20 protein-coding genes are annotated in these 22,525 nt (G+C 39.5%); all 20 read right to left on the bottom strand.

Features of this window, described 5'->3' with window-relative positions; genetic code table 11:
- Positions 1-313 precede the first annotated feature (313 nt).
- Positions 314-2,596 carry a YjbH domain-containing protein gene (locus tag BCV39_RS10315; protein ID WP_102433545.1) on the bottom strand — a complete coding sequence of 761 codons (2,283 nt, stop codon included), beginning with the start codon at positions 2,594-2,596 and terminating at the stop codon, positions 314-316.
- Entirely contained in the window at positions 2,596-3,495 is a 900-nt protein-coding gene (locus tag BCV39_RS10310) for a capsule biosynthesis GfcC family protein (protein WP_102433546.1), read from the bottom strand. Before BCV39_RS10310 ends, BCV39_RS10315 begins: the two co-directional genes overlap by 1 nt.
- A 21-nt stretch (positions 3,496-3,516) precedes the next feature.
- Entirely contained in the window at positions 3,517-4,221 is a 705-nt protein-coding gene (locus BCV39_RS10305) for a YjbF family lipoprotein (protein WP_102433547.1), read from the bottom strand.
- Between the two features lie 131 nt (positions 4,222-4,352).
- The gene (locus BCV39_RS10300) at positions 4,353-4,604 is read right to left on the bottom strand and encodes a hypothetical protein (protein WP_004733264.1); all 252 of its coding nucleotides are present in this window, start codon (positions 4,602-4,604) and stop codon (positions 4,353-4,355) included.
- A 156-nt stretch (positions 4,605-4,760) separates the two neighbouring features.
- Positions 4,761-6,668, bottom strand: a complete 1,908-nt coding sequence (locus BCV39_RS10295) for a nucleoside-diphosphate sugar epimerase/dehydratase (protein ID WP_102433548.1) — start codon at positions 6,666-6,668, stop codon at positions 4,761-4,763.
- An 88-nt stretch (positions 6,669-6,756) separates the two neighbouring features.
- Positions 6,757-7,932 carry a DegT/DnrJ/EryC1/StrS aminotransferase family protein gene (locus BCV39_RS10290; RefSeq protein WP_102433549.1) on the bottom strand — a complete coding sequence of 392 codons (1,176 nt, stop codon included), beginning with the start codon at positions 7,930-7,932 and terminating at the stop codon, positions 6,757-6,759.
- A 25-nt stretch (positions 7,933-7,957) separates the two neighbouring features.
- Complete coding sequence (locus tag BCV39_RS10285; RefSeq protein WP_102433550.1) at positions 7,958-8,584, bottom strand: acetyltransferase; 627 nt, start codon at positions 8,582-8,584, stop codon at positions 7,958-7,960.
- Entirely contained in the window at positions 8,581-9,207 is a 627-nt protein-coding gene (locus tag BCV39_RS10280; protein WP_102433551.1) for a sugar transferase, read from the bottom strand. The genes BCV39_RS10285 and BCV39_RS10280 overlap by 4 nt, the downstream gene beginning before the upstream one ends.
- Positions 9,204-10,412, bottom strand: coding sequence for a glycosyltransferase family 4 protein (locus BCV39_RS10275; RefSeq protein WP_102433552.1), 1,209 nt, complete (start codon positions 10,410-10,412; stop codon positions 9,204-9,206). Before BCV39_RS10275 ends, BCV39_RS10280 begins: the two co-directional genes overlap by 4 nt.
- Positions 10,413-10,461: 49 nt before the next feature.
- Positions 10,462-11,592 (bottom strand): UDP-N-acetylglucosamine 2-epimerase (non-hydrolyzing), encoded by a 1,131-nt coding sequence (gene wecB, locus BCV39_RS10270; protein ID WP_102433553.1) that lies wholly within the window; start codon positions 11,590-11,592, stop codon positions 10,462-10,464.
- Between the two features lie 2 nt (positions 11,593-11,594).
- Positions 11,595-12,704 carry an NAD-dependent epimerase/dehydratase family protein gene (locus tag BCV39_RS10265; protein ID WP_102433554.1) on the bottom strand — a complete coding sequence of 370 codons (1,110 nt, stop codon included), beginning with the start codon at positions 12,702-12,704 and terminating at the stop codon, positions 11,595-11,597.
- Complete coding sequence (locus tag BCV39_RS10260) at positions 12,705-13,742, bottom strand: polysaccharide biosynthesis protein (protein WP_102433555.1); 1,038 nt, start codon at positions 13,740-13,742, stop codon at positions 12,705-12,707. It lies immediately after the preceding gene.
- A 24-nt stretch (positions 13,743-13,766) separates the two neighbouring features.
- Complete coding sequence (locus BCV39_RS10255; RefSeq protein WP_102433556.1) at positions 13,767-14,930, bottom strand: glycosyltransferase family 4 protein; 1,164 nt, start codon at positions 14,928-14,930, stop codon at positions 13,767-13,769.
- 13 nt (positions 14,931-14,943) lie between these two features.
- Positions 14,944-16,143: a glycosyltransferase gene (locus BCV39_RS10250; protein ID WP_102433557.1), complete on the bottom strand. Its 1,200-nt coding sequence runs from the start codon at positions 16,141-16,143 to the stop codon at positions 14,944-14,946.
- Between the two features lie 16 nt (positions 16,144-16,159).
- The gene (locus tag BCV39_RS10245; RefSeq protein WP_102433558.1) at positions 16,160-17,269 is read right to left on the bottom strand and encodes a DegT/DnrJ/EryC1/StrS family aminotransferase; all 1,110 of its coding nucleotides are present in this window, start codon (positions 17,267-17,269) and stop codon (positions 16,160-16,162) included.
- Positions 17,270-17,296: 27 nt separating this feature from the next.
- Positions 17,297-17,704: an FdtA/QdtA family cupin domain-containing protein gene (locus tag BCV39_RS10240; protein WP_102433559.1), complete on the bottom strand. Its 408-nt coding sequence runs from the start codon at positions 17,702-17,704 to the stop codon at positions 17,297-17,299.
- 15 nt (positions 17,705-17,719) lie between these two features.
- The gene (locus BCV39_RS10235; RefSeq protein ID WP_102460925.1) at positions 17,720-18,739 is read right to left on the bottom strand and encodes an EpsG family protein; all 1,020 of its coding nucleotides are present in this window, start codon (positions 18,737-18,739) and stop codon (positions 17,720-17,722) included.
- A gap of 24 nt (positions 18,740-18,763) precedes the next feature.
- Positions 18,764-20,182 (bottom strand): oligosaccharide flippase family protein, encoded by a 1,419-nt coding sequence (locus BCV39_RS10230; RefSeq protein ID WP_102460924.1) that lies wholly within the window; start codon positions 20,180-20,182, stop codon positions 18,764-18,766.
- 1 nt (position 20,183) lies between these two features.
- Entirely contained in the window at positions 20,184-21,239 is a 1,056-nt protein-coding gene (locus BCV39_RS10225) for a TDP-N-acetylfucosamine:lipid II N-acetylfucosaminyltransferase (protein WP_102431705.1), read from the bottom strand.
- Positions 21,232-22,383 (bottom strand): dTDP-4-amino-4,6-dideoxygalactose transaminase, encoded by a 1,152-nt coding sequence (rffA, locus tag BCV39_RS10220; protein ID WP_102431704.1) that lies wholly within the window; start codon positions 22,381-22,383, stop codon positions 21,232-21,234. The genes BCV39_RS10225 and rffA overlap by 8 nt, the downstream gene beginning before the upstream one ends.
- Positions 22,384-22,525: the final 142 nt, after the last annotated feature.

Raw genomic sequence — 22,525 nt, 5'->3', positions numbered from 1 at the left:
GCGGGATGCGAGTGAACGAGTGGCGAAGAGCTTAAGAGCGCAAGAGCAGATGAGAGTAGCGAGATACGAGTAAACGAAGAGCTAAGAGCTAAGAGCAGGTTCAAATCTCGATTATTCAAAACAGCTCTTTCCCGGCTCTTCGTATCTCGCTACTCGTTACCCGTATCTATCTTTTCTCGCTCTTCGTATCCCGTCTACTCGTCACCCGTATCTATCTTTTTTCGCTCTTCGCATCCCGCTTACTCGTTACCCGAATCTATCTTTTCTCGCTCTTCGATACACGATCACTCGTTTACCCGCATCTGCTTTCGATCTATTTAACGCTACTTGGTCTTTGGAACCAAGGTGAGCGCGCATCGGTTTGATCGAACAAGTTGTATTGCTTGTTCAGCACTTGGCCACCGTCACGCGTGATCGGTAACCAGGTAAAACCTGCGCGGCTTGAGCTTGGTTTCACGGTCACTAAATCAAACGGAATCGACACGTAGAAGCCTTTGGTATAACTACCTTCACCGTACTCTTCAGTTGTCATGTCGGTTAGGCTGACAAACGCGCCGGCAATCACACCACTCTTGAACTGCTTAGAGAAATCAACACGAGTACCGATGTCACCGGCAAGGAATTTACCGACACCCACTTTAAGCAAGGTATCGCTCAAGAAATCCCATTGTGGAGTGTAGTAACCAGTGATAAAGCCAGTGGTGCCTTTATCGATTACTTTGTACGTTCGGTTGCTGTCGTCTGGGTTTACTTGGATCTCTTGATCAAACGTGCCGAACCAACTTTCAGGATCGCGCTGGCTTATTGCGGTCATGTCTGCGCCAATTGCCCAGTTTTGGTTGAATGGTCGGTAAAGAATTTCACCACCTACACCCGCGAACATGCTTTCAAGGTAGCCGCCGTAAGCTTGGGTGTAGACACCGCTGCCGTAGTCTTCAAACCAAGTCAGCTGTAAGCGATCTAAGCGAACTGGATCGTCAACGTAAGAGCGGAACAAGGTTCTTACCCTTGGTGTTTGGTCAGTGCCGTCTGATGGGATTTCGTAATTAAATTTGTCGTAGTTATCGACTAAGTTAACGTAAAGAGAGCCCGACAGTTCGACATTGTTTAACGCCCAGAACGAAGCATTGGTGTATAAACCCAAACTGTATAAGTAGAAGTTTTCAGCCGAACCGAACGATTGAGCTAGGTTTGGTGAAATCGACACGTCGAATCGTTCACGTCCATCATGATAAATCACGGATTTCTTACGCTCTAGTTCGTGAGTGTTTGTTGCGTCACTGGTTTGAGCATTGAGATAACTATTGTTAGCTGCCGCTTTGAACGCTTGAGCACCTACCGTTGTCTCGGTGAGTTCCAATGACTTATCGTTTTCGATGATTTTGTAGGTATCGATGTAACTCGGCACCGCATTGGCAATCACGGTCGCACCGCGCTCAAGGGCGATATCTCTGTCTCGGTATTTAACCTGAGTACCCTTAACCACAATACTGTTATCGTCTACCAAGATTTGCGCTTGTTCATAGCCCGCGACTGTTTCAAGTTTTTCTGCAAGGGCCGCCATATCAATATCGTCCACCGCCTCAACACCACTCGGGCGCAATTCGGCTGTTTCAGTATCTCTCCACACAGAATACATTTCATTGAAGTTAGTCGAGAGATCGAAACCAAGGGTTAAAGTGTCACCTCGCTCATAGCTCACTTTCGCTGAGCCCCAATCAGTGAAACGGTACACAGCACCCACGTTCCATGGCGTGTGTTGTGTCATGTCGACACCACCACCTACTACTGGAAAATCTTGAGAGTAATCGTTGCCATCGTATTCAAGCTTCAAGGTTAAAGGCTTATAAGGGGTTTGATATTCAAAACCACCATAAATCGCCGCATCGCCTTTAAACCAGCGCTCAAAGTCAACACTGCCACCATTGCCTTTAAAATCAGACGGGCGTTCACAATACTTGTCACTGGCTTTACACAGTGGATTGGTGAAATTGCCACTGGTGCCCATGTATCCCCAAGCCATGCCCAAGGTGAAATCAACGGGGCCAAAACGTTTGGTGGCCGCGACAAATTCGCCATCGAACAAGCCAGTGCCGCCAAAGTCACGTACGCCTACCGACACTTCCGGTAAATAGTACCCTTCTTCGATTAAACGCAGTTTAAAGTCGATGCCTTTATCGGTGTATTTAGTACAACCACTGAATGAGTTTTGAGAGCAATCTTGGTCCGTGCCTCCGCTATAAAGCAGGTCTTGTACTTGTGTATAACGAATGGTGGTTTCAAGCCAAGGCATCACCTGTAGGCTGACGTTATAAAAGTAGTATTCATTATTAAACGAAGCACTAAAGTTAAACTCGCCTTCTGGTGCCATTCGGCCTGTTGGCATTTGCATTAGGCCGACACCACCAAAGTTCATTTGCGACGTTCTGTATTCTATGTCGTCGAATGATGATTTTTCTGCTCGAATCGAAGAGGAATCAATGGTTGTTTCGGCAAAAACCGTCTCTGCAAAAACCTGTGCACTGTTCGTTATTAACAAGGCGCAGGTAACCGCTGTGCACACTGCCGATAGAGGGAATGATTTCTGTTTCAGCATTACAGGCCAACCTTATGACGTAGCAAATCGACGATATCTTGGTTCAACGTTGAGTATTCCGATGGCAAAGAGTAAAACGCCATAAATACGATGGCACCGGGTGCTAGGTAAACCGGCTGTTCGTTCCAGTAAGCGTATTGAATGGTTTGTACCACGCCATCAGGCTGAACAACATAAGCCACGCTTTTATCTGCAGATTCACCCATAAAACCGTTCGGTAATGCATCTAGATAATCATTCAAGGTTCCATGCTCAATCAGATTCATTGTTACCGACTCTTTCATTGCTCCCATTAACTGAATTGACGTTGGTCGTTGTGGCAAGTACAGAGAAAACATTTGAGTTTGACTGGTCGACGACTTGTTAGTACGAGAACTTGAAACAAGTAACGGGTTCTTATCTGATTGCGAGATAACGGCATTGCGATCTAATTCAATAAAAACTCTATTGAGATACTGGAAAGAGGCTAATTGTTGGCGCACTAGGTTTGCTTCTGGCTCTTCTCTTGCGAAAGCTTCAAGCTGGTTCAGCACATTGCGCTTTTTTGTTTCGATAGCTTGATTGGCTATGTTAGATTCGTTAGCTTCAGTATTGGTTTTATCAAACAGTTGAGCTGAAAGGGGGAAATAACCAATACTGCTGCGATCATTCACGTTAGAGCTAGCATTAGCATCGTCTAACACCTGAAGTAGTCGAACATTGGCTTTATACTCAAGCGTCACACCTTGAAGAGGAAGCTCGATTGTTGTTTTCACTAAAGAAGAGCCATCAGGTGTAACAAAATTAGAAGCCGCAGAAGCGGAGCTCAAAGCAAACAAAGCGCTCATCATTAACAGAGCACTCACTACAGGCAACCGACGCCCCGTCATTTTTGATGCGTGACTAATATAATTCATCATTTTAGTTCATTACCCTGTTCGTTAATTGCTTTGATAATGCTTAAGGACGGTTAACTCAAGCCTTGTCATATCAGGGCCTAAATACTGTATGGTTTTGACCACTTTGCCTTTGCTGTCGACCCAATACTCGTTGGTGATCTCTTGCTCTAACATAGGGAAGTTAATCTTTTCTTGGAACTTCTTAGTATCGATTGACGCTAACGGTGTTTCGACCGTTTCATTTCCCGCATACGTTCGGGTGATATTTGCTTTATAGCCGAATCGATAGTTGGGTTGCCAGTCGTAAACCGCTTGCCACTTTTGGGCTCCGGGGTTCGCTGACACATCAAACGCAGAAGAAGAATCTGCTGACGAGCTGTTTGCAGAAGAGAATGCATCCAACGGTTGGAATGCCAAACCAGAGAGGTTTTCGTAAGGAAGCAATAGTGTTTGTACGATACGTCCATTTTCAGTGACGATCATCGCTTTGTCTGAAGACATCCACTTTAACTGCTCTGCGCCCGTTTGCGGATTTTCACCGACGTACGCTAAGACCATGAAGATTTTACCTTGGTCATTCACTTCTGCATAAATGCTGGAATACGGTAAGGTTTGAATGTATTCCTTGGATAGCCCAACATCGGAGCTTCCAAAAAAGGCTTCATCAAAAGTGGAATTAACGTCTTGAAACTGCTGAGAACAACCAGCAAGAAAAAGACCAAGAAATATGATTAGAGGTTTAAGCATGACGAGTTCTGCTTCCTAGCAATCTGGTTGCTGCTGTCCAATATGAAAATCTGATATAAAAAAAACCACTTTATGCTTTCACATAAAATGGTTTTAAACATACGTTAACTAAAACATGTATTACTCAAAAATTATCGAGTAGTTGTTGTAGTCGTTGCACCGCTTTCGTTAGAAGCAACCGCTACTGCTGCTGCTGCCGCTACTGCTGCTGTCGCTACTGCAACTGTTGTTGCTGTGCCCGCTGCTGCTGCAGATGCACCAGCGCCTGCTGCTGTACCTGTGCTCGCGCCAGTACCAGTGCCAGCTGCTGCTGTCGTTTCTGCTGCAAATGCAGCACCTGAGAAGCTAACTGCTAATGCAGCTGCTAGAGCCATCTTTTTCATAATGATTTCCATTAATATAAACGTTTATATGTAGAGGATAGTTTTCACACCCTCAATCAGTTGCTCAGCTTAAACAACTGATTGATCATCATAAATAATAACCACAATCAAGTAAATGAGTAAATCATAAGCAATACCTTATAATTTGTATTTGGATTACTTATTGTTACGCAACCAAACTAAATCACCTATACCATCTGTAGGGGAAAACTCTGCTGGAGAACTCAATAAAAGCTGACGAATTTTTTCATGCTCAAAGTTATGACACGCTGCATCTAAATCATCCATCAACTGTTTATATTCATCAATCGGTAAAAATGATTCATTGGCGGTCATGATCCGCTCGTGGGCGGTTTGCGCGACGTTGTCGCCAATTAATAGCTCTTCATATAACTTTTCACCCGGTCGCAAACCAGAGAACAAGATTTCAATATCTCCATAAGGGTGCTGTTCATCTTTAACTTCAAGTCCAGATAAGTTGACAAGGTTTGTAGCTAAATCGGTAATTTTAACAGGCTCCCCCATATCAAGTACAAACACATCACCACCTTTGCCCATGGCCCCAGCTTGTATCACTAGCTGGGCTGCTTCGGGAATAGTCATGAAGTAACGGATTATGTCTGGGTGGGTAACAGTAATCGGCCCACCTTGAGCTATCTGTCTTTTAAATAAAGGAATCACAGAACCAGAAGACCCTAAAACATTACCAAAGCGCACCATACAAAAACGCGTTCCGTTCTGTTTGGTTTTTTCTTGTTGAGCTAAAGCTTGAAGTCCGAGTTCAGCCACACGTTTAGTTGTCCCCATAACATTTGTGGGCCTAACAGCTTTATCTGTTGAGATAAGAACAAACGATTCAACATTCGCTTCAATAGCAGCCTTAGCTGTATAGTAAGTACCGAAGACGTTATTACGCACACCCTCGACCACATTATACTCGACTAAAGGGACATGTTTATAAGCCGCGGCATGATACACCGTTTGAACATTAAAGCTTTTCATCACAGTAGCTAAACGATTAACACGTTGCACAGAACCAAGTAGTGGAATGATATCCACATCGAGGCTAAGTTCTTCCACCAATAGCGATAGTTCACGGTCAATTTGGTATAAAGCAAACTCAGATAACTCAAACAACAATAAGGTAGTTGGATTTTGTTTGACGATCTGACGACAAAGCTCTGAACCAATCGACCCTCCAGCCCCTGTAACCATTACCACTTTTCCTTTGATATTGGCTTCCATTAGTGACTGTTGAGGTGCTACGGGGTCCCGACCTAATAGGTCTTCGATTGGTACGTCTTTCAACTCATCAATACTCGCCCTACCTTCGACAATATCTTTCATATCAGGAACGGTAAGAACTTCAGCTGGCAGATGAAATAACGAGTCTAAAATCTGCTTGCGCCTTGACCGAGAAGCACTAGGAATCGCGAGTAGAATTTGTTCTACGCTTTGTCGATTAAGTACAGATTCAGATTCACTAATATCGAAAACACGCAGCCCCATAATGATAGTGTTTTCTAATGTTTTGTCTTCATCAATGAAGCCTACGACCTTATGAGTTTCAGACGTTCTTAATGCTAATGCTAGCTGGCGCCCTGCAGACCCTGCTCCATAAATTAAGACTTTTTTACGGCCTTTACTATTAGCTTGTGCAACTAGCACGCGCACAACTAGCCGGGAACCACCGCAAAGTAGACATAAGAAAGTTCCGTAAATAATGGGAACAGAGCGGGGTACAGATGCATCCAAATAAAATGCAAGAAACGCCACCGTCGTAGCTGAGACTAAAGTACCTATACTAACGACAGCTAACGCATGAAAAGTAAGATAACGCAAAACAGCTCGATACAAACCTAACTTACTAAATGTAAGCAATGTAACCAACAAAGTACCTATTAGCACATATTGATTAAGCACATCATTTAAAGGTTTAATATGGCCAATGCGAGTCCAATATGCAGCATAAAACGAAGCTATAACAAAAAGTGAATCAATCAAAACACTAATCATTCGCTTGTTAAAACGAGAAAGATTCCAAATGTAATTGAGCCTAACCATATCATCCACTTATAAAAATAAAACGTCAGCATTATACTGACGTTTTAATAAAAAATCTTAACTTGAGTTAAAAGGTTTGTGTATCAACTTAACTCTGGGCTTCTAAAAGAACTTTACGTAACACGCGGCAAGTTTCATTTATTTCTGCTTGAGTCAACGTTGGATGAACTAAGAACATTAAACTTGTTTCACCTAGCTCAACTGCATTCTTTAGCGGCGTTTTAGGTCTGTAACTTGTACCATCAAATGCTTTTTCTCGATAAACTTCAGAACAACTACCTTGATATACTGGGACACCTTGCCCAACAATCGCGTCAACAATTTTGTCACGATTCCAACTTGGTTTTAAATGCTCTGGGCGAATAAAGATATAATGCTTATATTCTGCATGTTCAATGTACTCAGGAATTTCTACACTACGAATGATCGGAAGGTCAGCAATCCCCGCTTCAATTGCGGCTGCGTTTGCTTGACGTTTTTTAGTCCACTCAGCCATGCGTTGGATTTGGATACGACCAATAACCGCTTGCATTTCTGTCATGCGCCAGTTGGTACCAAAGCTTTCATGAAGCCAACGAAAGCCTGGTGGGTGCTCGCGGTTGTAAATAGCATCAAAGCTTTTACCATGATCCTTATAAGACCACATAAACGACCATAGGTCTTTGTTGTTAGTGGTTACCATGCCGCCTTCGCCACCTGTGGTCATGATCTTGTCTTGGCAAAAAGACCAAGCACCAATATGACCAATAGTACCGACACTACGGCCTTTGTATTTTGCACCATGTGCCTGAGCACAATCTTCAATAACCTTGAAGCCATGCTTTTCAGAGAGTGCCATAATTGCATCCATCTCGGCAGGCATACCCGCGAGGTGAACAACAATCACAACTTTGGTTTTTGGTGTTAATACCGCCTCAATAGATTCCGCAGTAATGTTCTGACTGTTCAGATCAACATCCGCAAAAACAGGCGTAGCACCAGCAGTGACAATGGAAGAAGCCGATGCTAAAAAAGTGCGTGATGTGGTGACCACTTCATCACCTTGACCAACCCCAAGAGCCTTTAACGCAACATCTAACGCAAGCGTACCATTACCTAAAGCCACTGCGTATTTACAGCTAACCCAGGCGGAAAATTCTTTTTCGAATTCACGACCTTCTTGACCCGTCCAATAGTTAACTTTATTTGAAAGTACAACCTTACTTACGGCGTCCGCTTCTTCTTGAGTAAACGAAGGCCATGGGGAAAATGATGTATTAAGCACGATGTCACCTAATCAGTTTTAATTTTTATGATTTGATAAGCTCATGAGCTGGAGAGCCCACTACGGTTTGAAAATTTGGAACATTCTTTACAACACTTGAACCCGCACCAATGGTTACTCCACAGCCAACGATAACAAGTTGGTTAATTTGACTACCGATACCCACCCAAGAGTTTTCACCAACCTCGACACCGCCAGCTAAATTTGCACCTGGACTAACGTGTACTCCATCAGCAAGCTGACAGTCATGATCAACAGTTGAGCCCGTATTAATAATGCAGCTCATTCCAAGGTTGCTGAACGGGTTAATAACCGCATTCGCCATCACAACCGAACCTATACCAATCTTGGCGTGTTTACTTACAACTGCGCTAGGGTGTGCAATAACACCAAACTTGGCGCCCGCTTGTTTTAACTCTCGCTGCTTTACACAGCGAGTTGCGTTGTGGCCAATAGCTACGATAGTAAGATCATACTCTTTTACGTTAGCTAAAAGCGTACTTGTATCACCAGACACCAACCAATGCTCGACAGTAGTCAAGCTAGGCCAACGATCATCAAAGAAAGAAATATTTTGATAGCCATTTAACTCAGCTATCTCTGCAACTACCTTACCGTGTCCACTAGCACCTAAAATTGCGCAGCTTTTCATGAGTGACTACTATCATGACTTTGTGAGCCTTGGCTTTTTGAGCCAGTAAAAGGTTCTATAGTGACGTGTCCATCAGCTGAGATACCTTCCTTTACAAAAACCTTTTTTACCGTTAGATATAAAATTTTTATGTCCAACCAAAATGTTCGGTTATCTACATACCAAACATCTAACGTGAATTTCTCTTCCCAACTGATCGCATTGCGGCCATTAACTTGCGCCCAACCAGTAACCCCAGGACGAACGTCATGTCGGCGAGCTTGTTCTTTGTTATAAAGAGGGAGGTACTGCACTAATAAAGGACGAGGACCAACTAAGCTCATATCACCTTTTAAAACATTCCAAAGCCCTGGTAATTCATCCAAGCTACTTGAACGTAACTTACCGCCAAACGGCGTCATACGTTGGTCGTCAGGTAGCAGGTTACCATTAGCATCAACAGCATCTTTCATACTGCGAAACTTGAACATTTCAAAGGATTTTCCATTCAACCCTGGACGAGTTTGACGAAATAAAACTGGGGAGCCAAGGTTTTTTCGGATCTTCCAAGCGACTAAAGCAATGATTGGTAACAATACAATCAAAGCAGTCAAAGATACGATAAAATCAAAGATTCTTTTCACTTAACTTCCTCAAAAATCGAAATAAACTTATTAACACCTTGCTTCAATGAAAGGTGTTGTTCGTAATACTGTTTACCAGCTTCACCTAAGCTTAACCTTTCCAACTCGGTCAAAGAACAGATATTCGTTACAGCCTCAGCTAAAGATTCAGGGTTATCAGGTTGACAAGAAATCCCAGCTTTAGCTTTATTAATTAAATCAGAAGCGTCGCCCGCAACCCCCATAATAATGGGTTTACCTATTGCCATGTTTGCTTGAGTTCTCGAAGGTACTGTAATTTCAAATAATTCATTTTTGTTTAAATGAACAAGAAGCATATCAGCACAAGAAAGCAACGAACCAACTTGTTGCATAGAAACTCTTGGTAAAAAATATACATTATTTAGCTTTAGTTCTTCAGTAGCCTCTATAGCGGCTTGCTTAGCAACACCGTCACCTAGAAAAACTATATTTACGCCAACACAATTACTTTGTAGTATCTCTGCCGCCTTGACAATAGAAGGTAATCCTTGGGCAAAACCAAGGTTGCCAGCAAATAACAGGTTTAAGTTTCCGTTTTCTGGCAATTTAATATCTGTCAGCTCAAAGTTATCTAAAGCTGGTTCATTACACCAATTATAAATAACTTCGACTTTTTCGGCAGGTACCCCCCTTGACACGAGTCTTTTTTTGAAACCTGGTGATAAAACGACAACTTTAGATGCTCTTTTATATACGAGATCACAAACTTTGCCTACTACGTTAAGAACTTTCTTGTTATTAACCATCCCAGTCGCAGATAACGTATCAGGCCATAAGTCTTGTACATCCACAACAAAGGGCACCCTCTTACAAAACCCTAATAAACAAGCTGATAATGATGTCGTCAAAGGAGGATGATAACTATAAATAACATCAATATTTCTAGTTTTTAAAAGCCCGATAATAAAAGAACTTACCGCAAACGACATATAATTAAAAATTCGTTTAACTGCAGAGCCATCGTGGCTTGGATATAAAGGTGCTCGATGAAGCGTTATCCCATCCATAACCTCTTTCTGATAGCCGTTAATTTTATAGCCATCGTACACTTTTCCCCCTGGATAATTCGGAAAGCCAGTAAGAACCTCAACTTCATGCCCCTTATCGCGTAAAGCTTGTGCAAAAAGAAGGCCTTTAAAAGTTGGCTCCGGATCGAACCATTGGGTCAACAAAAGAATTTTCATATATGACTCTATTTTGCAACTCGTGAGTTAGCCCCACGAGTTAATTCGCTTAGTACTCTTTCCAAACTACTCGCTTGACGTAATCAGTATACGAGTGAATGATTCTGACCATTTTGTCTGATACATTCGGCATACTGTAATCATATACTGGGCGTAATAGGCGCTCATTACCACTAGGTTGAGTCTCTAATACTTGTAGAGCCTGCATTACACGGTTCACACCTAAACCTACCATCATGACTGAAGCTTCTTCCATTCCTTCAGGGCGCTCATGTGCTTCACGTAGGTTTAACGCAGGAAAATTCATTATGGAAGATTCTTCATTAATTGTACCGCTGTCTGAAAGAACCACTTTGGCATTTTTCTGGAGGTGATTATAGTCATGGAAGCCCAATGGCTTCAGCAATTGAATGTTCTGATGAAATTTAATACCTTGAGCTTCAATTCGATTACGAGTTCTCGGGTGTGTTGAAACAATCACTGGTAAATCATAATATTCTGCAACGGTATTTAAAGTTTCAGCCAGTTTTGCTAATTGCTTTGGAGAATCCACGTTTTCTTCGCGGTGAGCACTCACCACAAAAAATTGACCTTTTTCAAGTTCTAAACGAGACAGTACATCTGAACCATCAATTTGAGGCATATAATGATTTAATACCTCAAACATTGGACTACCTGTTTTGATCACACGATCAGCCGGTAGGCCTTCCGCAAGCAGGTAGTCTCGCGCAATAGAACTGTAAGTTAAGTTGATATCTGCCGTGTGATCAACAATACGTCGATTGGTCTCTTCGGGCACACGTTGGTCAAAACAGCGGTTGCCCGCTTCCATATGGAAAATAGGCACCTTACGACGTTTAGCTGGAATAGCCGCAAGACAAGAGTTAGTGTCGCCTAATACCAACATTGCATCAGGTTTAAGCTCCTCTAAAGCTTGATCGACTTTTATGATAACTTGACCAATCGTTTCTGCCGCATTCTTACCTGCAGCATCTAAAAAGTAATCAGGCTTACGAACACCTAGGTCATCAAAAAACACTTGGTTTAGCTCAAAGTCATAGTTTTGACCAGTATGCACAATAGTATGTTCGCAGTGATCATCTAATTTAGCTAGTACGCGAGATAAACGAATTATCTCTGGGCGTGTTCCGACAACACTTACTACATGTAGCTTTTTCATTTTTAAACCTTAAAATTAACAGTATCTGGCTTTTCAGGGTCAAATATTTCATTTGCCCAGAGCATTACGATTAACTCACTTTCACCAATATTGGTTACATCATGAGACCAACCTGGGGCTGTTTCAACAATACGAGACTCTTCACCACCAACAATCAATTCATAAGATTCACCAGTGGTGATGTGCCGGAACTTAAATGATGCTTTACCACTAATAACTAAAAACTTCTCAGTTTTAGTATGGTGATAATGACCACCACGAGTAATACCTTGGTGGGCAGTGAAAAATGAGAATTGACCAGAATCTTTGGTTTTAAGCATTTCAACAAAGGTACCACGCTCATCACTATGACGAGTCACAGAGTAAGCAAACTGATCCGGAGCAAGGTAGCTAACATAAGTTGAATAAAGTGCGCGAACAAAGCCTCCACCCACTTCTGCAGAAATCATGCTTTCGCGGCTTTCTTTAAACTCCGCAAGTAATGAAGCAACTTCACCAACCGTTGTTTGGTAAATCGGCTCAACGTGGCTGTATTGCTCATCGCTTTGAGGTGCATTACTTAACAAATCAACAAATGACTGACAAACATCGTCAATATATACCAAGCTAAGAGCAGCTTCTGAGTTATTAATTGTTATGGGTAAGTCATTAATAGTGTTGTAACAAAAGGTGGCAACAGCAGAATTATAATTAGGACGACACCATTTACCAAATACATTCGGTAAGCGATAAATATATGTCGCTGCACCCGTTTCTTTCTTGTACTCGGCAACAGCTAACTCTGCTCCAGCTTTACTCTTACCGTACGGATTTTCTAATTCAGCTTGGATTGAAGAGGTTAGAACGATCGGTGTTTCAAGCTTTGCTTCAATCAAGGTATCTATGATTTTCTGTGTTAGATCCGTATTGCCTTTTTTAAAGTCTTCATCATTTTTCGGGCGATTGATGCCCGCAAGGTGATAAATAAAATCAGCAGACTTCACCTTTTCTACAATGCTTGCGTCATTGTCATCAACAGTGATTTTTGCAATATTTGAAAAACCAGCTTCATTTAGAAACACACATAGGTTACGTCCAATAAACCCAGCAGCTCCCGTAACTAGAATATTCATTTATACACCCTCTGGTACATTGATATTACCAGCCTCAATCTCCCGCATAAAATCAAGTTTACGTAGTAAAACTTTCATACCTTCAACGTCTAACCGCTCAGTATTGTGCGAGTTATAATCTTCGATGGCTGACAGGTCTTTTTCACCCTCTTCAGTATACTGTGCATAGTTCAAGTCACGGTTATCCGCAGGAATTCGGTAGTAATCACCTTGGTCTTGAGCAACGAACATCTCTTCGCGGCTACATAACGCTTCAAACAGTTTCTCACCATGGCGCGTACCTATCACACTAACTTTATGTTCAGGTTTACCAATCATTTCTAAAATTGCCTGTGTCAATACTTCAATTGTTGCAGCTGGTGCCTTTTGAACAAAAATATCTCCATTTGCACCATGCTCAAACGCATGAATTACTAAATCAACAGCATCATCTAATGTCATCATAAAACGCGTCATTGATGGATCAGTCAAAGTGATTGGTGTGCCCTCAATTATTTGACGAATAAACAGAGGAATAACACTACCACGTGAAGCCATTACATTACCGTAACGAGTACTAGAGATAACTGTACTCGTACCTTCCAAGTTGCGGCTCTTAGCAACAATAACCTTCTCCATCAATGCTTTAGATATACCCATTGCGTTGATAGGGTATACCGCTTTATCTGTACTCAAACAAACAACACGACTTACACCGTGAAAAATTGCGGCATCTAAAACATTTTCAGTACCAAGTACATTAGTTTTAACAGCCTCCAATGGATAAAACTCACAAGAAGGCACTTGCTTTAGTGCTGCTGCATGATAGACATAGTCGACGCCACGCATTGCAGTCGAAATACTTTGTGGATCACGTACATCGCCAATATAAAACTTTAGTTTTTCATTGTTAAATGCTTTACGCATATCATCTTGCTTTTTCTCATCTCGAGAGAAAATCCGGATTTCTTTTATGTCACTATCTAAAAAGCGACGAAGTACAGCGTTACCAAATGAACCGGTACCACCAGTGATTAATAAAGTTTTATTGTTGAACATACATATTCCAAATAATGAGTATTATCAAATTGATTTACTGCAACGTTCCGCAGTTTCTATAAATCTTCTCGCATAATTTTCTAATGAGTATTCACCTACCACTAGCTCATTTGCCTTTTTACCCATATTTCTACAAAGGTCAGTATCGTCAAATAAACGTTGCAGAGAAAATTTTAATCTATCAACATTCACAAAATCAAGGTAGATCCCAGTCTCATCTGTGATGACTAAATCCAGTTCGGTCCCATCAGCTGGACCACTAATTACGGGGAGTGAATGCGCGAATGCATGATTAATAGCAAGGCCGCCAAGACCAGGCAAAACGCAAAAATCACCTAACAAAAAATAGTTACTAAGTTTTGCGTGTTGAGCACCGACAAATGATACGGATTCAACAATACCCAACTCCGAAGCTAAATTTTCCAAATTTTCGCGTTCAGGCCCATCTCCAATTAACACCAAGTGTCTATCATTTGGCTTCTTCGAATCCTGTAACTGGCTGAAAGCAGTTAACAATACGTCGATTTTTTTCTGTGTGAGCATTCGACCACAATATACGCTGACTCTATCTGAATCTTTAATAGCTAGCTCATTTCTTAAAGCTGTTAAATCATCATCAGAAATGGAACTAATATTATTGATCACATCTTGCTCGTCGATTGTATTATGACCAACAACAATGTTCTCACTTGGCACACCCAGTGACTCATAATACCTTTTAGAATGGGTTCCATATGAAAAAATGGCGCTAGCCTTGTGTGTACAGAATTTTTGTATTGCATCACCGATTTTGGATCTAATATTATTATCACGTTGTGGAATTGCACCAAGCGACCACCAAATAATTGGGTACTTTTTCCCAATAGATGACATGAACAATTGCATGGCATTTCCGACACTGCTCAAACCATCGAGAGCAATAACATCAGGGTTGAAAGACTCTATATTTTCAATCAAATCAGAACTAGGACCAGGGACTCCCACTGAGTTGAAAACATTTCCAATAAAGCCACAATGAGACTTTACAATATTAAAGTTCAAAACGGACTGGTCATATTTATGCGCACTTTTAGACAATTCGGAGGATGCACAAAAAACTGACAACTCAATATTATTTTGCTTACCTATCTGATCAAAAAGTGGAATATTATATGCGCTGAGTGTATTTTGAATAATGATAATTTTCATTAGTTCTACCTGTTTATACCGACTTTATGTTAAGAGTAACAATACTTGATATATAGTTATCAAGCTGTTCACAAACTGCGGTCAGCTCATACTTATCAGAAAATAGTTTATAGGCCGCATTTCTATGGTTCATTAACTCAACTTCATCCATTTCAACAAACTGAGTTATTGCTTCATGCAGCTCTTGATGAGTGTCAGACTGCATAACAATACCTGCTTTGTACTCGTCCAACCAAGGCAGTTCAGCTTTTAAATTGGTTATAACGGGTGTCGCTGTAGATAACGCCTCAACAGCTGCCAAAGGTGTTTCTTCGAAGATATTAGGTGAAATGACATAGACATCAGCTGTCTGATAAGCAGCCCAACGCTCATCTGCATATAGGGGCCCACATAGCCGTACTCTTTTATCGGCATCATTTTCAGCAATGATGGAGCGAACATTACTTTCAACACCTTCATCATTTCCGACAATTATTAGAGTACTCTGTTCATCATTTCTTGTCGCCTCAATGAATGATTCAACCAACAAAGGTACCCCTTTCGTTGGGTGTAATCGCCCTAAAAACAAGAATAATTTATGGTTTGATTCAATATTGAACCGTTGACAAAATTCCTGTCTGACAATATTGACGTCCTTTAACTCCGGAATTCCGTATTTATCAACGGCTAGTGGAAGAAGCTTAATTGCTTCTTCTTTTCCACCAAACTGCCGATAAACTGACAATTCGTTGTTTGTTTGCCCTAAAAGTAAAGCTGAATGTTTCACCATCGGAAATACGAATAGTTTATCGTAAAGAGATTTAACAAACCCTGATCTCGCAGGTAGAGAGCCGAAGGAGTGTAATATAATCGGTATATTGAACTCTCTCGAGAACCTTAATGCTATAACATTTAACAAAGAGCGAGTTTGAGGTAGGTGAATAACATCTATATTATCAATGTTACTCACCAAATACTGATATATTTCTTTATAAGAAAAATCAAAATAAAAAGAGCTTCGCCAATCATTATATTTTTCAAAATAGTCCACGGTTACACCATCTTCGAAACCGGACCACTGCTCTTCTTCTAATGGCTTATTTTCTTTAGGTGTATAAATAGTAACCTTGTGCCCCATTTTAGCTAAGCCATTTGCATAGTCAGCCATGATTCTAGGAGGACCACCATGAGACCAATTAGGAGCACAAACCAATGATAGTTGTAAGATATTCATATATTAAAACTCAGAATCAATTTTGAGGCACATAACTGTTAACAGCATTAATAACAAAAGTGACATCACTATCTTTCATCACTGGACTCATTGGAATGCTTACAATAGTATCGTGTATCAGCTCTGTAATCGGAAACGATTGTTCATTGAGTTCTGAATAAGCTTCCTGCTTATGAGGAGGAATAGGATAATGAATCAAAACTTCAACATTATTTTTATTCATATGCTCAATAAATGAATTTCTATCATCACAACGCAATACAAATAAGTGCCAAACATGCGCTGATACATCTTTGCAAGATGGAAGAGTTACATACTTATTATCTATCTCAGCTAAGTACCTAGATGCAATATTTTTTCTTACATTAGTGTCAGCAACCAAGCCTTTCAGCTTAACGGATAAGAATGCTGCTTGGAGTTCATCTAGCCTGCTGTTGCAGCCTTTATACTCATTAACGTACTTTTGCGATGACCCATAATTTCTTAGCTTTTTCAAGCACTCTAAGAGACCTACATCGTTTGTTGTTATAGCACCACCATCTCCAAGTGCACCCAAGTTTTTACTAGGGTAAAAGCTGAAACCAGCAGCATCAAATAAAGAGCCTACAGGCGTTCCTTCAGATAATGCACCGTGAGCTTGAGCGCAGTCTTCTACTACCTTGAGACCATGTTTACTGGCAATTTCTTTTATTTCTTTAGCTTTAGTAACTTGACCATAAAGGTGAACGGATAAAATAGCTTTTGTTTTATCCGTTATGTTTGCTTCTATTAAACTAGGGTCTAGATTGTAATTTTCCAATTCAGGTTCAACAAGAATAGGTACGAGGCCATTTTCACTTATTGCCAAAATACTCGCAATATAAGTGTTAGCAGGAACAATAACTTCATCTCCTATTTTCATGTATCCCATTTCAATGTAGGCTCTAAAAATCAATGACAGCGCATCTAACCCATTGGCAACACCTAATGCATGTTTGACCTGACAAAATTCTGCAAATTGGTTCTCAAAGTTATCAACTTCTGGACCAAGAACATACCAACCAGACTTGATTACACGGGCTGAAGCCTCAACAATTTGTGATGAATACTGCTCATTCATTAACTGTAAATCTAAAAACTTAATCACTACCAAATCCTTAAAAATCTTTATAAATCATACAACACTGTTATTACAAAAGGCTAGAAACTGGTCATAATCTCGTAGATAATCAGATTCATCATACAAATCACTAGCCAACATTAATAGAACGCAATCATCTGAAAAATCATACATCTCATGCCAAATTAATGGCTCTATCATTAATGCTTGTGTCGGGCTATCAATCAATACATCTGCCTTGTCGGTACCATCATCTAAAAGGAAACGACAAGACCCTGATAAAACGATAGCAGCCTGAATGAGCTGTTTGTGTGCATGAAAACCACGCCTAACACCAGGTTTTGTTTCAAATATGCTATATACCCGTTTTATATCAAAGGGGATATGGCTACCATACTCAGCAACGACTAATCCACCACGCTCATCCCCCAATGATGGGAGGTCAATTTTTAAAAAATCCATAAAAACCTCAAATAACTATGACAGGTGTAAATATATGAAATCATAGTTTCTTATAAACAATAACATAAAAACAATAGAGAGCACCGAACTAGATGTAACATAAAATTGGTTTTCAAACTTTCCAAAATACTTAGAAAATAGATTCAAAATAGATGGAATGAGTATTGCGTAAAATGGCAAAGAAAAAGATATAAACCTATATCCCATTCCAATGGTATTAAAGCAAATAGATAGTAAGAACAATATAACAACCGCGTTTGCAAAGAAAATTTTTGACTTGTCAAAACTTCTATATAATAAAACCGTTAGCAAAAACATTGTTGTATACTGTATAGGTGATGCAAATTTAAAACCCTCACTATGATCGATATAATATTGAATCTTCCCTGGCAAATAACCACTGAAATATTCACCTATTGGTGCAAAAAAATATATACCAAAAATACTTCCGGATAATAAAACAAAGATAAAAACAGTTCTAAGTTTAGTAAATGGAATCAACAATAGAACACTGGTCGATAAATGTGTTAATGGAACAATGATAAATGCAAGTAAATATTTCCAATTATAACGACTAAAGAACAATATTAGAATACAGAAGAAAGAGAGCGCCAAACCATGTCGAAGAACATTTGAAAAATATTCATAGAAACGATAATCTGATAATAAAAAAGCAAAAGAAAGGACTGGGTTGATCGATTTGCTTAGGACAAGATACAAAATAGGAAATAAAATAACAAAAGAAACAAAAAATTTAAATATAAAAAAACTATGGAAAGAAAACTTTTCCGATATGCTTGCGACAATACCATAACCATAGTCCAACCCACCTACAATGGATGAGCAGTCTTCTCCTTTTTTAACGAGACAACTAAAGTGCTCACTATAAACAGCGGTATCATTTCTGTCTTTATTTACGTCACTACGATTACTCGAAATTAAAGATAACACAATAGAAATAATTATAGTTATAGAAAAAATTAATATACTATTTTTTCTAAATTCAATTGCACTCGTATTAATCAAAACTTTCACTCATCCAATAAATATTATAATTACTCATTTATCTACAACCCAAAGAGATCTTTGCTGCCTGAAATAAATAAAACTTTTAGCTATTAAAGCAAGACCAAACGCAAGCCAAAGTAGCATAAATTCTTTAAAGTATAACTTCGCAAAAAAAACATGCATTATAGATAATACTAAACAGCAAGTGGAAACTAAATAGATAGATGCTCTAGGTAACTTTTTCCAAAAATGACATGATAACTCTGTACGAATAATCAAAAAGCACCAAAATGAGATAGCAGTTGCAGAAGCCGCTCCCTTTAAACCATAAACCGGAACGAGAATGTAATTAAGAGAAATATTAATTAATAACGCAAAAACAGAACCAATCATGATAAATTTAGTTTTTTTCGCTAAGTTAATTCCTACGACAGTAACTTCTGATAAGGTATAAAACAATGGGTAAGCAACACAGGCAACAAGTAGAAACTCAACACTAGCGTACTCAGTGGGAAGTATATAGGGTAGCAGCCACGATAAAAGGCCAGCTAGGGAGAAGATACCTCCGATGGCAAAAGTCATCCATCTTGTCACCGCATCCACATTTTCCAAACCTTTGCCTTTTGCAGCCCACTCGTACACCATTGGCGCCCATATTGTTGAAAAAACGCTCTGCAATACTAGTACCGCACCAGAAAAACTGATAGCTACAGAATATATACCTAATAAATCAAACCCCAAATAATGCTTAATAAAAACTCGATCTAATGAGGTCATACACCAGAAAGACAAACCGGATATAACCAAAGGTAAGGAAAACTTCAATAACTCGACTTGAAATGATTTATTGAACTTAGCCTTCATCGCTAATAGCCACTCTCTCCGTGTAACAATTACGGAAACAACTACAGCAAAGAGAACTCCTATTATTTGAGCAAATAATAACCAAATAAATGTTTTTTCGGAAAGGAAATAAGAATAATAGAGGAGAACCAACACTGTCATAAGTTTAATCGATATTTGAGTTATAGAAAACAACCATCCTTTGTTTTTCATTCTCAAAATCATACTTGAGCTTCTATAAATAAATAGAAGAATGGCGTAAGTAACAATAATAAGCATTGGAACTAAGCCTTCAACTCCAAACCATTCCTTAGACCAAGGGAGTAATAAAACAAACACTGACATAACTGCTGAAAGTAATATAAGTCCAGGTATAAAGGTTTGTATTAACAACCGAGGAGAATTGTCTTCATCATAATAAAAACGGATATACGCCTGATCTAATCCTAGAGATAAAACCAACAAGCAGAAACTTGAAAACATTACGACAAAATTCATTTTTCCGATTACTTCAGGTGGAAAAATCCATGCCGTAAGTGGGACAGACAGTAAACTCAAAGCAGCCAGACCAATTGGACCTATTGAGAATGACAATATTCGATTAAGTAATGGCTTCTCTTTTATCATTTTAATGTTCCATCCACGACACTAATTGACTAACCAATGTTTCTTTTGAGAAGGCACGACTAATAATTTCTCTATTATTTTTTAACGACAGTTCAGGTAGTCTTACTATCTCTTTATCATTAATATCTCCAAGTACAAGCCCCAAGCTTAAGAAATATTTTGCTGAAGAAATATTAAGGTTCATATATACAGTAACACCAAGACCTAATAACGTAATGATATTCCCCATGGCTTGTTGGCGATTATGTGCAAATATTGCAATATCAATACTGGACTGCCATTCTCGGTATTCTTTTAAGGACATAAACTCAAGCATAGGTACAAATGAATCACCATGAATTTTCTTTCCAACATCCGAAATATGTTTCGCGTGATTTTTATCTCCGTATGACAGCGGAACAAACAATTTATAGGTAGATGGAACCCCATGTTTTAAGCGATGTAAAATTTTTTCATGGTTGTTTTCTGGATCTGCTGAATTTCCCAACTGAATAGATAATGGAAGAGAGAACTCTTTTTTCGCCAATTGTAAACTATTGTCAAAACAGTTACTCTCGTACACTATGCAATATACATACTGACCTTTAGCTTTATATTTTTCTCGAACATGCACTAAGTCACCCTTAACACAAGTAACCAATCTACCAATACGGGGCGCAATGATTCTTTTACAAAACTCAGACGTATGATGCATTACCGATAATAAGGGAGAATTTTCGTCGGGTGTATCAGGATATATATCCCCACCCCACATGACCCATGAACATTTCTTTAATAGCCAAGGCTGCGCCACTAATAACAAAATTGTCCCCAAATCAAATAAACCATGTAAAACAATTTCATCCGCTTGGTTCATTTCATAACCAATTTTGAAATTTCTTAGTAGTTTACCTTGAAGATACTCTAAATCTCCGCCCGCTTCGATTGGATATTTATCTACATTAGACCCAAATGTAATAAAGTGATGTTTGTTTACCGTTAATTCATCACGAACAAGGCGTACGAAGGCAGGGATGAACTTATCCAAATAACATACATGAAGTATTTTTTTAGACACTAATACAAGTCCTATCAGAGAAAAAACAAGTAACTTCAGAAATAACCTTATCCACTTCTTCTTTGGTCATACCATAATAAATAGGCAAACGTAACAACCTTTCACTCTGACTGCTAGTATGTAAGTCATCTCCAATGAAACTCGAATACTTCAATCCTGCAGGAGAACTATGTAGAGGTATATAGTGAAATACTGCCATTACACCTCTAGTTTTTAAAAACGAGATCAACGAGGAACGGGTATTAAGATCCTTAACTTTGATATAGAACATATGTGCATTGTGATTAACTTCCATAGGGATACTAGGCAAATCAAGTGAACCCAGTTCACTCAACTTCATTAGTCCTGTATAATAGCTGCGCCAAGTAGTAAGTCTATTTTCATTGATCAAAGTGGCATTTTTCAACTGGCTCCATAGATATGCGGCTTGGATTTCACTTGGTAAATAACTACTACCTAAATCAACCCAAGAATATTTATCAACCATACCTCTGAAGAACAAACTTCTATTCGTGCCTTTTTCACGAATTATTTCTGCTCGTTCAGAAAACTTAGAATCATTTACAAGTAATAGTCCGCCTTCACCACCTGAAGTATAATTTTTTGTTTCATGAAAACTAAATGCGCCTATATGACCAATGGTTCCTAAATATTTACCTTTATAAGTTGTCATCATCGCTTGGGCAGCATCTTCAACAACATATAATTGGTTTTCATTAGCAATATCCATTATTGTATCCATCTCACATGCCACGCCAGCATAGTGCACCACTACTATAGCTTTAGTTTTTGGTGTGATAGCTGCTTCAATCAAAGATTCATCAATGTTCATAGTATCAGGTCTAATATCGACAAACACCACCTTTGCCCCCCTCAGCACAAAGGCGTTTGCCGTGCTAACGAAGGTGAAACTAGGCATGATCACTTCATCACCTGGTACAATATTTAGAAGAATGGCTGCCATTTCCAAGGCTTGTGTGCAATTGGGTGTCAATAAAGCTTTGTTACAGCCAAATACTTGCTCAAACCATTGATGACAAAGTTTCGTAAACTTCCCATCTCCTGACATTTGATCACTACGCATTGCTTCCAAAACATATTGGTCTTCATCACCTGTGTACGGCGGTTTGTTAAATTTAATCATTTTTATATACCTAATTCAGTCAATATAGAAGGCAATTCAAGAGAGGGGGTTTATGAAAGAATGTCCAAACCTTCCAACACTACTGGTAAGCTTACCAGTCGATTTTTGATTTTTATAGTTTGTACATTTTAAGTATTTTCAA

It is taken from the genome of Vibrio sp. 10N.286.55.E10 (assembly GCF_002872555.1).
Classification (GTDB): domain Bacteria; phylum Pseudomonadota; class Gammaproteobacteria; order Enterobacterales; family Vibrionaceae; genus Vibrio; species Vibrio crassostreae.
The sequence above is the reverse complement of the archived record's forward strand: the minus strand, read 5'-3'. Positions and strand labels throughout refer to the sequence as shown.

Coding starts and splice junctions, on each gene's coding strand:
- BCV39_RS10260 (WP_102433555.1), bottom strand. CDS start 13,742: ATGTTCAACAATAAAACTTTATTAATCACTGGTGGTACCGGTTCATTT.
- BCV39_RS10265 (WP_102433554.1), bottom strand. CDS start 12,704: ATGAATATTCTAGTTACGGGAGCTGCTGGGTTTATTGGACGTAACCTA.
- BCV39_RS10305 (WP_102433547.1), bottom strand. CDS start 4,221: ATGCTTAAACCTCTAATCATATTTCTTGGTCTTTTTCTTGCTGGTTGT.
- BCV39_RS10230 (WP_102460924.1), bottom strand. CDS start 20,182: ATGATAAAAGAGAAGCCATTACTTAATCGAATATTGTCATTCTCAATA.
- rffA (WP_102431704.1), bottom strand. CDS start 22,383: ATGATTAAATTTAACAAACCGCCGTACACAGGTGATGAAGACCAATAT.
- BCV39_RS10315 (WP_102433545.1), bottom strand. CDS start 2,596: ATGCTGAAACAGAAATCATTCCCTCTATCGGCAGTGTGCACAGCGGTT.
- BCV39_RS10300 (WP_004733264.1), bottom strand. CDS start 4,604: ATGAAAAAGATGGCTCTAGCAGCTGCATTAGCAGTTAGCTTCTCAGGT.
- wecB (WP_102433553.1), bottom strand. CDS start 11,592: ATGAAAAAGCTACATGTAGTAAGTGTTGTCGGAACACGCCCAGAGATA.
- BCV39_RS10250 (WP_102433557.1), bottom strand. CDS start 16,143: ATGAATATCTTACAACTATCATTGGTTTGTGCTCCTAATTGGTCTCAT.
- BCV39_RS10275 (WP_102433552.1), bottom strand. CDS start 10,412: ATGAAAATTCTTTTGTTGACCCAATGGTTCGATCCGGAGCCAACTTTT.
- BCV39_RS10295 (WP_102433548.1), bottom strand. CDS start 6,668: ATGGTTAGGCTCAATTACATTTGGAATCTTTCTCGTTTTAACAAGCGA.
- BCV39_RS10255 (WP_102433556.1), bottom strand. CDS start 14,930: ATGAAAATTATCATTATTCAAAATACACTCAGCGCATATAATATTCCA.
- BCV39_RS10240 (WP_102433559.1), bottom strand. CDS start 17,704: ATGGATTTTTTAAAAATTGACCTCCCATCATTGGGGGATGAGCGTGGT.
- BCV39_RS10310 (WP_102433546.1), bottom strand. CDS start 3,495: ATGATGAATTATATTAGTCACGCATCAAAAATGACGGGGCGTCGGTTG.
- BCV39_RS10285 (WP_102433550.1), bottom strand. CDS start 8,584: ATGAAAAGCTGCGCAATTTTAGGTGCTAGTGGACACGGTAAGGTAGTT.